We start from the raw sequence: 14,022 nt of genomic DNA on the forward strand, positions 1-14,022 counted from the left end.
CGAAGACAGGGCGGGGGTCAGTAGCCGGGGTGGCGGTTGTCGTTGCGGAGTTGGCGGCGGAGTTCGCGGCCCTCGGCGCGGACCTGGCGGCTCAGCTCGCGCCAGTCCTCGCCGTGGAGCCGGCGCCAGTGCTCGCGCCAGGCCGAGAAGCCGCGCTTGAGCGGCTTGGCCTGCGAGTCGCCGATCACCTTGACGTCGCCCATCACGGCGTACGCCTGCACGCGCACCACGGGGACGTTCGCCCCGAACAGCGCCTGGTCGACCTTGACCTTCTTGTCGCCCATGATGGCCATGCCGTCGAGGTCCACGCTCACGCCGTCGGGGACGATGATCTTCACGTCGCCCATCACCGCGACGGCCGTGATCTCGACCTTGTCCGTGCGCACCTCGGCCTCGCGCAGGTCGAGCACGACGTCGCCCATCACCGCGACGGCGCCGAGCTCCTGGTCGATGCGCCAGGTGCCGTGCCGCTTGGAGTCGCCCATGACGGCCACGAACCAGCGCCGCTTCCTGCCTTGAGGCATCGCGGGGGCGGGAGCGGGCGCGGCGGCGCCCGACGGCAGGTCCTGGGTGAGCAGGGCCAGCTCGGCGTGCGTGGTGGCCGTATAGGCTGCTTCGGTACGGTCGGTCAGCTCGGCGAGGGTGAGACGGCCCTCGACCGAGGCGACGCGCAGCTGCTCGACGACGGCCTCGCGCTCGGCATCGGACGCGCGGAGCTCACCGGGATCAGTCATACTCGCAACATATCGCGTCTTGCCCCCGATGCCCCTCCTCCCTGCGGAGGAAAACCTTGATACCCCGAAACATGCACATTTCGGATGAGAAGTGAACCGGTCCATGGGCGGGGCACGTATCACGCGATGACACGGACCCCGGTCTGGTCCGGGGCGCGGCCGGACCAGGCTAGGGTCCCTGTCATGCATGAGGAACAGCTCTACCGCGCGGCGTTGAACGGCGAGACCGAGACCGTCGGCAGGCTGCTCGCCAGTGGCGCCGATCCCAACAGGCCCAGCGAGGGCGAGGACGCGGGCCTGCCGCTGTGCGCGGCCGCCGCCTGGGACCGCACCGAGGTGGCCGGCGCGCTGCTGGCGGCCGGCGCCGAGGTCGGCGCCAGGGAGGCGGGCGGCTGGACGGCGCTGCTCTGGGCCGCCGCCAACGGCCACGCCAACGTCGCCAGGGTGCTGATCGAGGCAGGCGCCGAGGTCGACGTCACCAACGACGACGGCGACACCCCGCTCACCCTGGCCGCCAGGCGCGGCGCGCTGGGCGTCGTGCAGGTGCTGCTGGAGGCGGGCGCCGACCACCAGAAGTACGACGGCGACGGCGACACGCCGCTGGAGATCGCCCTCGACTGGGTCGGCGTGCACCTGGAGAGCGCGCTGCTCGACCAGGTGGAGCAGGAGGGCTGGGACTACGTCGTCGCCCGCCAATACGCCAAGGACGGCACCGAGCTGGTCACCGTGGCGGGCCGCTCGGCCGACGGCGCCGAGAGCGAGCAGGTGCAGGCCCAGCGCGGCCACGCGGCCATCGCGACCCTGCTGGAGGACGCGGCGGGCATCGAGACGCCGGTGGATCAGCTGGTGGCGCGGGCGCTGGCGCACCGCGACGTCGACGAGGACGCCGAGACCTGGTGGATCGTGGCCGACACGCTGGGCAAGCGGGCCGACGACGACACCTACGAGGCGCTGGCCAGGCTGTGCGTGAGCGAGGACGCCAGGGAGCGCGAGTTCGGCGTGGACGCCATCGCGCAGTTCGGGTTCTCCGACGGCGACAAGCCGTACCTCGAAAGGACCCTGCCGCTGCTGGAGAAGATGGTCACGACCGAGGGCAACCCGCAGGTGCTGCGCTCGGTGCTGGCCGCGCTCGGCCACCAGGGCGACCCGCGGGCGCTGCCGTACGTGCTGGACGTCATCGGGCGGCCCGATCACAAGCGCACGATCACCGACCCCATCGCGCTGGCCGACGTGCTGCCGCCCGACCACGAGGAGGGGCTGGCGCTGCTCATCTCGATGAGCGAGGACGACGACTCCGAGATCCGCGACTGGGCGACCGCCGGGCTCGCGGGGCTGTCGGCCGACACGCCGCAGATCAGGGAGGCGCTGGCGGCCCGGCTGACCGACTCCGACCTGCGTACGGTGGCCGAGGCCACGCGCGGGCTGGCCGTGCGCGGCGACGAGCGGGCCGCCCAGGGCGCTCAGCGGGTGCTGGCGGAGAGCGACGACGAGTACGCCAGGGACCTCGTCTCCCAGCCCGCCTGAGCCCGCACAGGCTCCCACAGCCCCGCTCGGCCCCCGGGCCGGGCGGGAGCCGCACCTGGGGCGTAGCCCGGGCGGTCGGCCGTCGTCCACGCAGGAGGTGCGGCCGAACCTGTCAGCCGCCGTTGAGCACGCGGGTCACCCAGTCAAGGGTGCCCGTGCTCAGCGCCTCCTCCGCCAGGCGCTTGCCCGTCGTCGTGGTGATGGCCGCGAGCGAGCTGTCGATCCACCCCTGCACGTTCTGGTGTCCCTGCTCGCGGTACTCCACGGCCTGGATGAGGCACTCCAGCTTGTCGGCGTCGCGCGCGCAGACGGCTTCGAGGCTGGCCTTCTCCTCGTACTCGCCCACGGCGTCGCGCAGCATCCCGGCCACCTCGGCGGGCACGTGGCGCACCTGGTCGGCGGTGACCTCCTCGTTGGGGGCCGGCTTGAGGTAAAGCTTGCCGACGTACGGGATGTCGGTGATGCGGGTTTCCTGCGTGTCGTGGAAGAGGCTCATGAAGGCGGCCCGCTCGGGGTTCGCGCCTTCGAGCCTGGCGATCACGGCGGCGAGCACGGCCGCGCGGAAGGAGTGCTCGGCGATGCTCTCGGGATCGCGTACGCCCGCGACCAGCCAGCCGGTCCGCTTGTAGCGTTTGAGCAGCCCGAACTCGTACATCAGGTCGGCCAGACCGGTCGTGTCGTCACCCGTCATGGGAGACCCCCTCTCGTCTCGTGCTGCCGTCCGGGGGACGCCGTGACCAGCGGTCACGGCGTCCCCCGGCGACCTGGTCGAGGATTGGCAAGCCTACGTCGCCGCTCCCCGGTTCCTGCGTCGGCCCCGGTGATCAGACCGGTGGCCGGTGCGCCGTCAGTCCCAGTCGGAGGCGCGCCAGTCGTTGCCGTAGTCGCTCTTCAGGCCGTTGCGCCAGCTGTCCCACGGCGCCCACTCGCCGCCGTGGTCGTCGTAGCGCGGCTTGAACTTGATGGGCCGCTCCTTGACCGGCTTGTACGGCTTGTACGGCTTATAAGGCTTGTACGGCTTATACGGCTTGTGCGGCTTCTGGTGCTTGTGCGGTGGCCGGTTCGGCGGCTGGTTGGGGGGCTGGTTGGGCGGCTGCTCGGGCTGCTCGGGCTCTTCCGGTTCTTCCGGCTCCTCGACCTCCGGCTCCTCCTGCTCGGGCACCTCGTGGATGGGCTCGTGGCGCCTGTCGTCGTGGTGGCGGTGGCCACGGAAGTGGTGCTCGTCGTGGAAGTCGTGGTGGTGATGATGATGGTGCCCGCCCCACCAGCGGCGACCCCACCAGTACGGGCCGCAGCGGCGGTGACCGCAGCCGAGCACCGGCTTCTCGCCTGAGGTGTAGGCGACGGCGGTGGGGACGGCGGGCGCGCCTGCGCTCGCGCCGGCGATCCCCTGGCCGACGGGAAGGAGCACCACGCCGGCCGCGGTGGCGGCGAGCGCAAGGCCAGCGATACGCCGGCGCACCGCTGGCCTATGTGGCTTATCGAAATGAACGTGCATCTATTACCGCCCTGGGTAGAACGACCCGAAATCCGAGCCCTCTTTTCTCGGAGTACTCGGACAAGGGCAGACGTACCCGCGCGCAGAATCCCGTTTACCCGCACTGATCCAAACAACCCGTCAAATCCTTAAGGTTCCGGCGAAGGGGTCGTTGTACCAGAATTTTGGGGGACCGCTGCGCCCTTCCCGGGCGCCTGTACGGTAAAAGACGCATGCTCCGCGCCTTTTCCTATAACGGATAAGTGAGAAGTGCGGATTTAGTCCGAATTCGCGGGGTTAAGGGCCGGAAAGGGCGGGGGCGGTGGTGAGCACGTCCCTGGCCAAGGACAGGTCGCCCTCCAGGTCGGCGGGGAAGTCGGCGGGGTCGCCCCGGCCGCCCAGCAGGAAACAGAAGGCCACGACGTCCGCCGTGATGTGCGCGTCAGGCTCCCCCGGCCCGGCGTCCTCGACGCCCAGCGCGACCCGCCACTCGCCGCCACCGGGGCCCGTCAGCGTCAGCAGCAGCGTGCGGCCGGAGCCGTCCAGCCCCGACAGCAGCATCGTCCACGGCAGCAGGCGCGCGCACAGGTCGGCCGTCGGATGGATGTGCTCGGGGAGGGGGTCTGGCAGGCGCACCCGCGCCGTCCGCGCGGCGTCGGCCGTGTGGATCCACGTCTCCAGGCCCCTTGCCAGGACGTGGTCCCTGACCGCGATCTCCATGCCGTCGAGCGTGGCGGGGGTGGTGGGCGGCAGCTCGGCCAGGTGCCGGCAGAGCGCGTCGGCCTGCGCCCGCCAGTCCCGCCGTGTCTGCTCGGGGCTGCGGGCCCGCTCGTACGCCTGGACGTCGTGCGTACGCCCCAGCGAGTCGGCCGCCTCGATCGGCGGCCCCAGCACAGGAGCGCCCACGGAGGCCGCCACCAGGCCGTCCTTGGCCGCCAGGTGGGCCACGAGCTCCTGCAGCGTCCAGCCCTCGACGATGACGCGCGACCAGTCGTCGTCCACGGCGGAGGCCAGCAGGGCGTCCATGGCGGCCACGCGGGCCGCGTACGGCTGCGCCCAGCCGGCGGTGGGGGCCGCGGGGCGGCGCCGGGCGCGGGCTCCGGCCAGGAGCTGAGGCCGCAACGAGTGGGCCGGCACCGCCGGGTCCTCCATCATCGCGTCCAGATAGAGACGCTCGACGGGGTCCATCACACCTCTTCCTGCGCGTACGCGGCGGCCGGGCCCGTGTGCGGCGGCCCTGGTTCCTGCACGCTTGCTCCATGTCCGCCCGATCTGTGGGGCGACCGGACGTTCGTCAGATCTCCTCCGCTCGCGCCCGATCCGTGCGAGGACCCGGCGCTCATCAGACTTCTTCCTCGGCCAGCGCGTCCGCCAGGCGGCGTAACGCCTGACGGATGCGGGACTTGGCGGTGCCCTCGGGGACGCCGAGCTCCTCGCCGACCTGCCGGTAGGTGCGCCCGCCGAAGTACGCCAGCTCGACTGCCTGGCGTAACGCCTCGGGCAGGGACGTCACCGCCCTGCGTACCCGGTCGGCCTCGTCGGCGGCCAGCACGGTGTCCTCCAGGCGGACCGGCTCCCGTTCGAACAGCCGGGGCCCGAGCGCCGACACCCGCCTGCGCTCCTCCGCGCGCACGTGGTCCACCGCCCTGCGGTGGGCGATGGTGGCCAGCCAGGCGCGCAGCGTGCCGCGGTCGGGGTCGTAGGCCAGCGGCCGCTCCCAGAAGACCAGGAACACCTCCTGCGTGATGTCCTCGGCGATCACCCGGTCCCTGGTGACCCGCAGGGAGAGACCGAAGATCAGCGAGGAGAGCCGATCGTAGACCTCCCCCAGCGCGGACTCATCGCCGCCGACCACCCGCTGGTGCAGCAGGCGATCGTCGTACGGTGCCTCCACTGGCACCACACTCCCGTGTAATCCGGACCAAGGCGGCACAGGCGCCGCGACCCGAGCATGTCATTATTCGCGGCAAATGTAGAGCGGGATGACCCCCACCGCGAGAGTCTTTCGCGCCGCGATAGTGTCGTCTTCAGGAAGCGACGGAGCACACACGGAGGGAACACGGAGGGACCACGCATGGCCACCACCCGCACCGCGACGACCCAGTGGAAAGGCGCCCTGCTCGACGGCTCGGGCACCGTCTCCCTCGACACCTCGGGCGTCGGCACGTTCGAGGTCTCCTGGCCGTCCAGGGCCGAGTCCGCCAACGGCAAGACCTCCCCCGAGGAGCTCATCGCCGCCGCCCACTCCTCCTGCTTCTCCATGGCACTCTCCCACGGCCTGGCCGGCGCCGGCACCCCGCCCGAGTCGCTGACCACCAGCGCCGACGTGACGTTCCAGCCGGGCGAGGGCATCACCGGCATCGTGCTGACCGTCCAGGGCCGCGTGCCCGGCATCAGCGCCGAGCAGTTCCAGCAGGCGGCCGAGGCCGCCAAGGCCGGCTGCCCGGTCAGCAAGGCGCTCGCGGGCACGACGATCACGCTCAAGGCCGAGCTGCTCTGACGAGCGAACGCCCTTACCGGACAGCGATCGGACCATTGCGCGACCAAGACCGCTTTCGCGTGCGACAATCGGGTCACATGCGCGAGGTCTGGCCGGGCGAGCCCTATCCACTCGGCGGCACCTGGGACGGCGTTGGCACCAGCTTTGCGGTGTTCTCCGAGGTCGCCGAGCGGGTCGAGCTGTGCCTTTTCCACGATGACGGTTCCGAGGAGCGCGTCGATCTGCCCGAGGTCGACGGCTTCGTCTGGCACGGCTATCTGCCGGGCATCCAGCCGGGGCAGCGCTACGGCTATCGCGTGCACGGGCCCTACGACCCGCCGCGGGGCCACCGGTGCAACCCGGCCAAGCTGCTGCTCGACCCCTACGCCAAGGCCATCGACGGCGAGCTGACCTGGAACCAGGCGCTGTTCCCCTACTACTTCACCGACCCGAGCCGGCGCAACACCGAGGACAGCGCCCCCTACATGCCGAAGAACGTGGTGATCAACCCGTTCTTCGAGTGGGGCAACGACCGGCCGCCGCGCATCCCGTACCACCAGACCGTGATCTACGAGGCTCACGTGCGCGGGCTCACGATGCGCCACCCCGACGTGCCGCCCGACCTGCGGGGCACGTACGCGGGGGCGGGGCATCCGGCGATCATCGAGCACCTGCTGTCGCTCGGGGTGACGGCGGTCGAGCTGATGCCGGTGCACCACTACGTCCCCGAGCACTTCCTGGTCGCCCGCGGGCTGACCAACTACTGGGGCTACAACACCATGGCCTACCTCGCCCCGCACGGCGGCTACTCCAGCGCGGGCACTCGGGGGCAGCAGGTGCTGGAGTTCAAGGCCATGGTGCGGGCGCTGCACGAGGCGGGCATCGAGGTCATCCTCGACGTGGTCTACAACCACACCGCCGAGGGCGACCACATGGGGCCGACCCTCGGGTTCAGGGGCATCGACAACGCCGCCTACTACCGCCTGCACGACGGCGACCGGCGCTACTACCTCGACTACACCGGCTGCGGCAACTCGCTCAACGTGCGCTCGCCGCACGCGCTGCAGCTCATCATGGACTCCCTGCGCTACTGGGTGCTGGAGATGCACGTCGACGGGTTCCGTTTCGACCTGGCCTCGGCGCTGGCCAGGGAGCTGCACGACGTCGACCGGCTGAGCGCGTTCTTCGACCTCATTCAGCAGGATCCGGTGATCTCTCAGGTCAAGCTGATCGCGGAGCCGTGGGACGTGGGGCCTGGCGGGTATCAGGTCGGGAATTTCCCGCCCTTGTGGACGGAATGGAACGGGAAATACCGCGACATCGTACGAGATTTCTGGAGGGGCACCCATTCCGCCCTTCCTGAGTTCGCGTCCCGGCTGACCGGCTCCGCCGACCTCTATGAGTCGTCCGGCCGCCGTCCGGTCGCCTCGATCAACTTCGTCACCTGCCACGACGGCTTCACCCTCGCCGACCTCGTCTCCTACGACCACAAGCACAACGAGGACAACGGCGAGGACAACCGCGACGGCACCAACGACAACCGCTCCTGGAACTGCGGCGCCGAGGGCCCGGTCGAGGACCCCCACATCGTGACGTTGCGCCGCCGCCAGCGCCGCAACTTCCTCGCCACGCTGTTCCTGTCGCAGGGCGTGCCGATGCTGTCCCACGGCGACGAGATCGGGCGCACCCAGCGGGGCAACAACAACGCCTACTGCCAGGACAACGAGCTGGCCTGGATCGACTGGTCCACCGTGCACACCGAGTCCGACCTGCTGGAGTTCGTCCGCGCGCTGTCGAAGCTGCGCCGCGAGCACCCCGTCTTCCAGCGGCGCCGTTTCTTCCACGGCCGCCACCCCGACGACGGCCGGCGCGACCTCGTGTGGCTGACGCCGGGCGGGCGCGAGATGACGGCCGGCGACTGGCACATCAGCTACGCCAAGTCGCTCATGGTCTATCTGAACGGCGACGCCATCACCGAGCCTGGCCCCAGGGGCGAGCGCATCGTGGACGACTCGTTCCTGCTGCTCATCAACGCCCACCACGAGAACATGTCGTTCACGCTGCCCGGCGAGGAGTTCGGCAGCGGCTGGCTGCCGGTGCTCGACACCAACCACGACACGATCGAGGACGCGTACGCCGACGAGCGCTGGTCGGCCGGCGACCTCGTCGCGGTCACCGCCCGCTCGCTGCAGGTGCTGCGCCTGCCCCGCCAGGACGTCAGGACGCCCTGAGCCGCCTCAGCCGTGAGCCGCCTCAACCCTGAGCCGCGTCAGAAGAGCTTGGCGGCGCTCGCGCTCAGGAAGACGAGCGTGAACGCGGCGACGCCGGCCAGGCCGTGCAGGGCGACGGCGAGCGCGGGGAAGCCGCGCGCGGCGGTGGTGGTGTGGCGGCCGGCGCCGAGCCAGCGGGTGAACATCACGAAGCCGAGCAGCGCGGCGGCGGCGAGGCCGGCGAACGCGGCCCAGGCCAGCACCCGGTTGCCGGTGATCAGCCCGCCCGCCCAGCAGAGCAGCGCCGTCACGGCCAGGGCCGGATGCGAGACGACGAGCGCGGCGGGGAACCGGGTGATCTTGGTCGGGCGCTTGGCGCCGGTGAGCCAGAACGACAGCAGGTAGACGCCGGCGGCTGCGGCGATCGTCCACGCCACGGCGGTGGCCAGGCTCACGGCGGCCCCTCTCCTTTGCCATCCCTATCGTCACGTTAAGCAAAGAAACGGCAAGAAGTCCGCCGTTACGCGAAAGTACTATCCGTCCCGAAACCGGGGCGGGACCGATTGTCGGTGCGCTGTGCCAAGGTAGAGGAGTGCGGCGCATCTATCCCGACATTCAGGACAACCCGGACATCGTTCAGGCGTACGCCTACCCCGAGGACCGGCCGTGGCTGCGGCTCAACATGGTCGCCAGCGTCGACGGCGCCGCCTGGCTCAACGGGCGCTCGGGGCCGCTGTCCAGCAAGGGTGACCGGCGTGTCTTCCAGACGCTGCGCGGGCTGGCCGACGTGATCCTCGCGGGCGCCGCCACCGTGCGCAAAGAGGGCTACGGCCCCGTCCCGCTGCGCGACTCATGGGCCGAGATCCGCGAGGGCAGGCCCGAGGTGCCGCCCATCGCGGTCGTCACCCGCAGCCTGGCGATCGACCTCGACGGCGAGCTGTTCACCGACGCGCCGAGCAGGACCATCGTCATCACCTGCGAGTCCGCGCCCCAGGAGCGGCGCAGGCTGGCGGCCAAATACGCCGACCTGGTGGTGGCCGGTGACGACGGCGTCGACATGCCCCTCGCCGTGGCCGCGCTGCACGAGCGGGGGCTGACCCGGGTGCTGTGCGAGGGCGGGCCGCGCATCAACGCCCAGCTCTCCGCGTGCGGGCAGGTCGACGAGCTGTGCCTGACGATCAGCCCGCTGCTGGTCGGGGGCGGCGCCGCCCGCATCCAGAACGGCACGCCCGCGCAGGTCGGGCTGCGGCTCGGCCACGTCCTGGAGGAGGACGGGGTGCTCTTCTGCAAGTACACGAGGGAGCAGAGCGATGACTGACGACTCGCCCACCGGGCCGACCACCCGGCCGACCACCCGGCCGACCACCCGGCCGACCACCCGGCCGACCACCGGGCCGACCGCTTCGGCGGCCACTGATCCGGCCGCGGAGCCCGGCGGGGTGCCCGCCGGGGAGCCGGGCGTGGAGCCGGGCGTGGAGCCCGCCGCGGGGCCGGTGGCCGAGGAGGAGCCGCAGCCGGTGCCCGATCTGCCGGTGCGGCCGCCCGTTCCGCCGATGCTGGCCAAGCCGGTGAAGGCCATGCCGAAGCAGGACGGCACGCTGTTCTACGAGCCGAAGTGGGACGGTTTCCGGTGCATCATCTTCCGCGACGGTGACGAGGTCTATCTGGGCAGCCGCAACGAGCGGCCGTTCACGCGCTACTTCCCCGAGCTGGTCGAGGCGGTGCGGGCCGAGCTGCCCGACAAGGTCGTCATCGACGGCGAGATCGTGCTGCCCATGGGCAGCCAGCTCGACTTCGACGCGCTCCAGCAGCGCATCCATCCGGCCAAGTCGCGGGTGACGATGCTGTCCGAGCGCACGCCTGCCCAGTTCGTCGCGTTCGATTTGCTGGCGCTGGGCGACGAGTCGCTGATGGAGGTGCCGTTCGCGCAGCGGCGGGCGCGGCTCGAGGCGCTGTTCCCCGAGAAGGGCGGCTCCATCAGGCTCACCCCGGTCACCACCGATCAGGGGCAGGCGGGCGAGTGGTTCGAGATGTTCGAGGGCGCCGGGCTCGACGGCATCATCGTCAAGCCGGGCGACCAGCCTTACGTGCCCGACAAGCGCACGATGTTCAAGGTCAAGCACGAGCGTACGGCCGACGTCGTGGTGTGCGGCTACCGCGAGCACAAGTCGGGGCCGATCGTCGGGTCGCTGCTGCTCGGCCTCTACGGCGACGACGGGCGGCTGCACCACGTGGGGGTGGCGGCGTCGTTCCCCATGAAGCGAAGGGCGGAGCTGGTCGAGGAGGTCAAGCCGTACATCGCCGAGCTGAGCGAGCACCCGTGGGGTCACTGGGCCGAGCAGGCGGCGGCCAACGTCGGCCAGCCGGCGGCCGGGCCGTCCAGGGGCGGGCAGCGGGTGCCCGGCGCGGTGTCGCGGTGGAACGCCAAGAAGGACCTGTCGTTCATCCCGCTCCGGCCTGAGCTGGTGATGGAGGTGGCCTACGACCAGATGGAAGGCGACCGGTTCCGGCACACCGCGCAGTTCCGTCGGTGGCGGCCCGACCGCACTCCTGAGTCGTGCACGTACGAGCAGCTCGAACGTCCCGTGCATTACAACCTCGACGACATCCTTGCCCGATAGTCGTTGTCCCGATATATCTCGTTACATGACAACAGGGGATGAGCTCAGGGCCGCCGTGTCCGCACGCCGCGATTTAGGGCCCGACTACGAAGACGCCGTCGTGGATTCGTTCCTCGACAGGATGGGCCAGGAGATCGACCGGCGAGTGGACGAGCGGCTGAGCCAGGTCACACCCAAAGGCCGCCAGGTGGCCCGCCAGGGCCCGCCCGACGGCCAACGCCTCGCCCTCGCCATCGTGTCGGTGGCCCTCGGCACCGTGTCGACCGTCGCGTTCATGGTGCTCGGAGAGGGCCGGTTCTGGCCGATCCTGGCGGTGTGGATCGGCATCATCGCCGTCAACTCCATCTTCAACGGCTCCAACTCCTCCAAGGACAAGAAGGACTGACCCCCATCCACCACCGTGACAGTGGCTCTGGGGCCGTCGTGAGTTCGGCCGGGGGTTGCATCGGGGGTGCAAGTGGGGGTTCGGCGGGCCCGCCGATGCGGGGCCGCCGATGCGGCTGGCGAGAGTCCGTGAGGCCGCTGGTGAGTGGGGTGAGGCCGCTCGTGAGGCCCGGCTTGGGGTGGTCGGGATGTCAGGTGAGCCAGATGAGGCCGGCGAAGCGGCCCGTCGGCTGCTCGCGGCGGTGGGAGTAGAGCTCTTCCGACTCGATCGTGCAGCGGGCGTCGTGGTGGACGTCGCTGACGCCTGCCGCTCTCAGCTGTGACTCGATGCCGGCGCGCAGGTCCAGGGCGGGGGTGTCCCAGGACGTGGTGGACCAGGTGGCGGGGACCTTCTCGGCGACCTGGTCGCGGAGGGCGGCGGGGACCTCGTAGCAGCGGCCGCAGGCGCCGGGGCCGATCAGTGCGACCATTCTGCTCGGCTCGGCGCCCTTGCCGGCCATCGCCGTCAGCAGGGCGGTGGCGATGCCGGCCTCGGTGCCGGGGCGGCCGGAGTGGGCGGCGCCGACCATGCGGGCCACCGGGTCGGCCACCAGCACGGCCGGGCAGTCGGCGCCCAGCGACGCCAGCGCCAGCCGGGGCTCGGTGGTGAACACACCGTCGAGCGGCGGCGGGTCGTCGCCGTACGGCTCGCTCACGTACGCCACCTCGGCGCTGTGCACCTGGCGCATGAAGACCACCGCCCGCACCCCCAGCTCGGCCACCAGGCCCGCGCGGTTGGCGCGGACGGTCGCCGGGTCATCACCGACCAGGCCGCCGAGGTTGCGCGAACCGTAGGGCGGGGCGCCGACGCCGCCGTTGCGGTCGGTGATGGCCACGTGGACGTCGGGGGCGAGCTGCATGCCCCCGATCTTAGGCGACGCCTGCCACCTTCAGCGGGCACCCTAATGTTCGATGGCGATAGAACATCTCCTACAGTTGTTCCATGGCTATCGAACATCGTCGAGGTGTCGTCGTCCTGGCACTGGCCGCCTCCTTCATGGTCTTCGTGGACGGGACGATCGTGCACCTCACCCTCGCCCAGCTCGCCTCCCACCTCGGCGCCTCGCGCGCCGAGCTGGAGTGGGCGTCAACGCCTACACGCTCACGTTCGCGGCGGTGATGCTGGGCGCGGGCGCGATCACCGACACCCTCGGCGCCAAGCGGGCCTTCGTGGCGGGGCTAGAGACGGCCGGGCCAGGCGCATGCCGTTGGTGCCGGGGGCGCTCTGCCGGAATCGGGTGTTCGTCGTGACGGCGGCGCAAGGGGCGCTGTTCAATCTCGCCTTCTACGGGCTGCTGTTCGCGATGAGCCTCATGCTCCAGCAGGGGCGCGGGCTGGGGGCACTGGCCAGTGGGCTGCTGTTCCTGCCGTTGACCGGGCTCATCGCGGTGGCCAACCTGTGCGCGGCCCGGCTGGCGCGGCGGTTCGGGCGGCCCGCCGTGGCTGCTACGACGTGAGGCGGTGCACGGTGAGCGGGCCGCCGCCGTACCGGACGATGGCCTCCTCGTCGGCGAAGGCGAGCACCCGCATCATGTTGCCGCCGTCGCTGAGCCGCACGTTCCTGCGCAGCCGGCTGACCAGGCCGGCGGGCAGCCTGGTGGTGCCGGCCTCGATCGTGTCGCCGTAGTGCGGGGCGAACGCGACGCCCGCGAAACCGGTACGCCGCAGCAGCGTGCGCACGGTCCGCGGCGAGTAGAACATCAGGTGGTTCTTGGTGAAGCCGCTCCACTTCGACCCGTACGCCTTGAGCAGCAGCGAGTTGGCGTTCACGGTGAGGATCAGCAGCACCCCGCCCGGCCCCAGCAGGCTCCTGAACAGCCGGAAGTCGTCCAGCGGCCGGGGCAGGTGGGCGAGCACCGACCAGAGCGTGATGACGTCGAAGCCGCCGGCGGCGATCTCGGGCACGTCCTGCGGGGCGCCGAAGAACGTACGGGCCCGGCTGAGCCGCTCGTTGGCCTGCGCGACCGACTCGGGCGACAGGTCCACCCCGCACGCGTCGAAGCCGCGCTGCTCGGCCAGCTCCAGGAAGAGGCCGACGCCGGAGCCGAAGTCGAGCAGGCGGCGTTCCTTGCCCTCGTCGAAGACCGGGGAGAACGCCCGCATCGTCAGGTCGTAGCGGCGCTGCCGGTTGGCGGCGTACTTGCCGGTCAGGAAATTGCTGTAGCCGGTGGCGTACAGGTCGCCGAGACGCTCGGGGCGGACGTTCGGGTTGCGGTAGAGGAAGCCGCAGGACGGGCAGCGGACGACGTGGTAGCGCCAGCCCTTGCCGCCGTTCGGCTCGAACAGCGGCTGCTGGCGCGACTCGCCGCACATCATGCAGTCGAGGAACTCCTCGATCTCGCCCAGGGAGCGGGTGCGCTCGTAGGCGGCCCGGGACACGATCGGTGCGCGCCTGGTGAGCAGGTGCCACTGCGCCTCCCTGGCGAGCCGCTCCCCCGGCCGTACGTAGACCCGCTGCCCCCACGGCACGTCGTCATAGCGCGATCCGTACGCCAGCCGTCCGAGCCATCGCTTCACCATCGCCACCACCCACCCTCGCGACCGGTTGTGCCCC

Annotated in this window: 16 protein-coding genes; 8 read left to right on the forward strand and 8 right to left on the reverse strand. The window is 71.0% G+C overall.

Annotated elements, in window-relative coordinates; translation table 11 throughout:
- Positions 1 to 17: 17 nt before the first annotated feature.
- Positions 18 to 734 carry a DUF1707 domain-containing protein gene (locus ABZW11_RS36665; RefSeq protein ID WP_355427707.1) on the reverse strand — a complete coding sequence of 239 codons (717 nt, stop codon included), beginning with the start codon at positions 732 to 734 and terminating at the stop codon, positions 18 to 20.
- Positions 735 to 917: 183 nt separating this feature from the next.
- Between ABZW11_RS36665 and ABZW11_RS36670 the strand changes: the two genes are divergently transcribed.
- Positions 918 to 2,258: an ankyrin repeat domain-containing protein gene (locus tag ABZW11_RS36670; RefSeq protein ID WP_355427710.1), complete on the forward strand. Its 1,341-nt coding sequence runs from the start codon at positions 918 to 920 to the stop codon at positions 2,256 to 2,258.
- 112 nt (positions 2,259 to 2,370) lie between these two features.
- Here ABZW11_RS36670 and ABZW11_RS36675 read toward each other — a convergent pair whose 3' ends face one another.
- The 4 genes from ABZW11_RS36675 to ABZW11_RS36690 all read right to left on the reverse strand — a co-directional run bounded on the left by ABZW11_RS36675 (position 2,371) and on the right by ABZW11_RS36690 (position 5,635).
- Entirely contained in the window at positions 2,371 to 2,949 is a 579-nt protein-coding gene (locus tag ABZW11_RS36675; protein ID WP_355427713.1) for an HD domain-containing protein, read from the reverse strand.
- Positions 2,950 to 3,105: 156 nt separating this feature from the next.
- Entirely contained in the window at positions 3,106 to 3,672 is a 567-nt protein-coding gene (locus tag ABZW11_RS36680) for a hypothetical protein (protein WP_355427716.1), read from the reverse strand.
- A gap of 360 nt (positions 3,673 to 4,032) precedes the next feature.
- On the reverse strand, positions 4,033 to 4,923 hold the full coding sequence (locus tag ABZW11_RS36685) for a maleylpyruvate isomerase family mycothiol-dependent enzyme (protein WP_355427719.1): 891 nt from the start codon (positions 4,921 to 4,923) through the stop codon (positions 4,033 to 4,035).
- A 154-nt stretch (positions 4,924 to 5,077) separates the two neighbouring features.
- A complete protein-coding gene (locus ABZW11_RS36690) occupies positions 5,078 to 5,635 on the reverse strand; it encodes a sigma-70 family RNA polymerase sigma factor (RefSeq protein ID WP_355427722.1) in 558 nt (185 codons plus the stop codon).
- A gap of 174 nt (positions 5,636 to 5,809) precedes the next feature.
- On the opposite strand from ABZW11_RS36690, the gene ABZW11_RS36695 reads away from it, so the two are divergent.
- Together ABZW11_RS36695 and glgX are read left to right on the forward strand one after the other, a co-directional pair.
- Complete coding sequence (locus tag ABZW11_RS36695; RefSeq protein ID WP_345387252.1) at positions 5,810 to 6,235, forward strand: OsmC family protein; 426 nt, start codon at positions 5,810 to 5,812, stop codon at positions 6,233 to 6,235.
- A 77-nt stretch (positions 6,236 to 6,312) separates the two neighbouring features.
- Complete coding sequence (glgX, locus tag ABZW11_RS36700; RefSeq protein ID WP_355427726.1) at positions 6,313 to 8,445, forward strand: glycogen debranching protein GlgX; 2,133 nt, start codon at positions 6,313 to 6,315, stop codon at positions 8,443 to 8,445.
- Between the two features lie 38 nt (positions 8,446 to 8,483).
- On the opposite strand, the gene ABZW11_RS36705 is transcribed toward glgX, so the two are convergent.
- Complete coding sequence (locus ABZW11_RS36705) at positions 8,484 to 8,879, reverse strand: hypothetical protein (RefSeq protein WP_355427729.1); 396 nt, start codon at positions 8,877 to 8,879, stop codon at positions 8,484 to 8,486.
- Positions 8,880 to 9,016: 137 nt separating this feature from the next.
- Between ABZW11_RS36705 and ABZW11_RS36710 the strand changes: the two genes are divergently transcribed.
- The 3 genes from ABZW11_RS36710 to ABZW11_RS36720 are packed head-to-tail and all read left to right on the forward strand — an operon-like array spanning position 9,017 to position 11,430.
- Complete coding sequence (locus tag ABZW11_RS36710) at positions 9,017 to 9,742, forward strand: pyrimidine reductase family protein (protein WP_355427732.1); 726 nt, start codon at positions 9,017 to 9,019, stop codon at positions 9,740 to 9,742.
- A complete protein-coding gene (locus ABZW11_RS36715) occupies positions 9,735 to 11,045 on the forward strand; it encodes an ATP-dependent DNA ligase (protein ID WP_355427735.1) in 1,311 nt (436 codons plus the stop codon). Before ABZW11_RS36710 ends, ABZW11_RS36715 begins: the two co-directional genes overlap by 8 nt.
- A 25-nt stretch (positions 11,046 to 11,070) precedes the next feature.
- Positions 11,071 to 11,430, forward strand: a complete 360-nt coding sequence (locus ABZW11_RS36720) for a hypothetical protein (RefSeq protein ID WP_355427738.1) — start codon at positions 11,071 to 11,073, stop codon at positions 11,428 to 11,430.
- A gap of 190 nt (positions 11,431 to 11,620) precedes the next feature.
- Here ABZW11_RS36720 and pgeF read toward each other — a convergent pair whose 3' ends face one another.
- Positions 11,621 to 12,328 (reverse strand): peptidoglycan editing factor PgeF, encoded by a 708-nt coding sequence (gene pgeF, locus ABZW11_RS36725; RefSeq protein ID WP_355427741.1) that lies wholly within the window; start codon positions 12,326 to 12,328, stop codon positions 11,621 to 11,623.
- A gap of 83 nt (positions 12,329 to 12,411) precedes the next feature.
- Here pgeF and ABZW11_RS36730 point away from each other — a divergent pair, with 83 nt between their 5' ends.
- Together ABZW11_RS36730 and ABZW11_RS36735 are read left to right on the forward strand one after the other, a co-directional pair.
- Positions 12,412 to 12,588: a hypothetical protein gene (locus ABZW11_RS36730; RefSeq protein WP_355427744.1), complete on the forward strand. Its 177-nt coding sequence runs from the start codon at positions 12,412 to 12,414 to the stop codon at positions 12,586 to 12,588.
- Positions 12,589 to 12,715: 127 nt separating this feature from the next.
- Positions 12,716 to 12,925 carry a hypothetical protein gene (locus ABZW11_RS36735; RefSeq protein ID WP_355427747.1) on the forward strand — a complete coding sequence of 70 codons (210 nt, stop codon included), beginning with the start codon at positions 12,716 to 12,718 and terminating at the stop codon, positions 12,923 to 12,925.
- Here ABZW11_RS36735 and ABZW11_RS36740 read toward each other — a convergent pair.
- Complete coding sequence (locus tag ABZW11_RS36740; protein WP_355427750.1) at positions 12,915 to 13,988, reverse strand: class I SAM-dependent methyltransferase; 1,074 nt, start codon at positions 13,986 to 13,988, stop codon at positions 12,915 to 12,917. The two genes, ABZW11_RS36735 and ABZW11_RS36740, sit on opposite strands and share 11 nt — an antisense overlap.
- Positions 13,989 to 14,022: the final 34 nt, after the last annotated feature.

This window comes from Nonomuraea sp. NPDC004580, from assembly GCF_040609855.1.
In the GTDB taxonomy this organism is placed as follows: domain Bacteria; phylum Actinomycetota; class Actinomycetes; order Streptosporangiales; family Streptosporangiaceae; genus Nonomuraea; species Nonomuraea salmonea.

Excerpts from the sequence above, each read along its gene's own strand:
- ABZW11_RS36665 (WP_355427707.1), bottom strand. The coding sequence starts at position 734 with ATGACTGATCCCGGTGAGCTCCGCGCGTCCGATGCCGAGCGCGAGGCC.
- ABZW11_RS36670 (WP_355427710.1), top strand. The coding sequence starts at position 918 with ATGCATGAGGAACAGCTCTACCGCGCGGCGTTGAACGGCGAGACCGAG.
- ABZW11_RS36675 (WP_355427713.1), bottom strand. The coding sequence starts at position 2,949 with ATGACGGGTGACGACACGACCGGTCTGGCCGACCTGATGTACGAGTTC.
- ABZW11_RS36685 (WP_355427719.1), bottom strand. The coding sequence starts at position 4,923 with ATGGACCCCGTCGAGCGTCTCTATCTGGACGCGATGATGGAGGACCCG.
- ABZW11_RS36695 (WP_345387252.1), top strand. The coding sequence starts at position 5,810 with ATGGCCACCACCCGCACCGCGACGACCCAGTGGAAAGGCGCCCTGCTC.
- glgX (WP_355427726.1), top strand. The coding sequence starts at position 6,313 with ATGCGCGAGGTCTGGCCGGGCGAGCCCTATCCACTCGGCGGCACCTGG.
- ABZW11_RS36715 (WP_355427735.1), top strand. The coding sequence starts at position 9,735 with ATGACTGACGACTCGCCCACCGGGCCGACCACCCGGCCGACCACCCGG.
- ABZW11_RS36720 (WP_355427738.1), top strand. The coding sequence starts at position 11,071 with ATGACAACAGGGGATGAGCTCAGGGCCGCCGTGTCCGCACGCCGCGAT.
- pgeF (WP_355427741.1), bottom strand. The coding sequence starts at position 12,328 with ATGCAGCTCGCCCCCGACGTCCACGTGGCCATCACCGACCGCAACGGC.
- ABZW11_RS36730 (WP_355427744.1), top strand. The coding sequence starts at position 12,412 with ATGGCTATCGAACATCGTCGAGGTGTCGTCGTCCTGGCACTGGCCGCC.
- ABZW11_RS36740 (WP_355427750.1), bottom strand. The coding sequence starts at position 13,988 with ATGGTGAAGCGATGGCTCGGACGGCTGGCGTACGGATCGCGCTATGAC.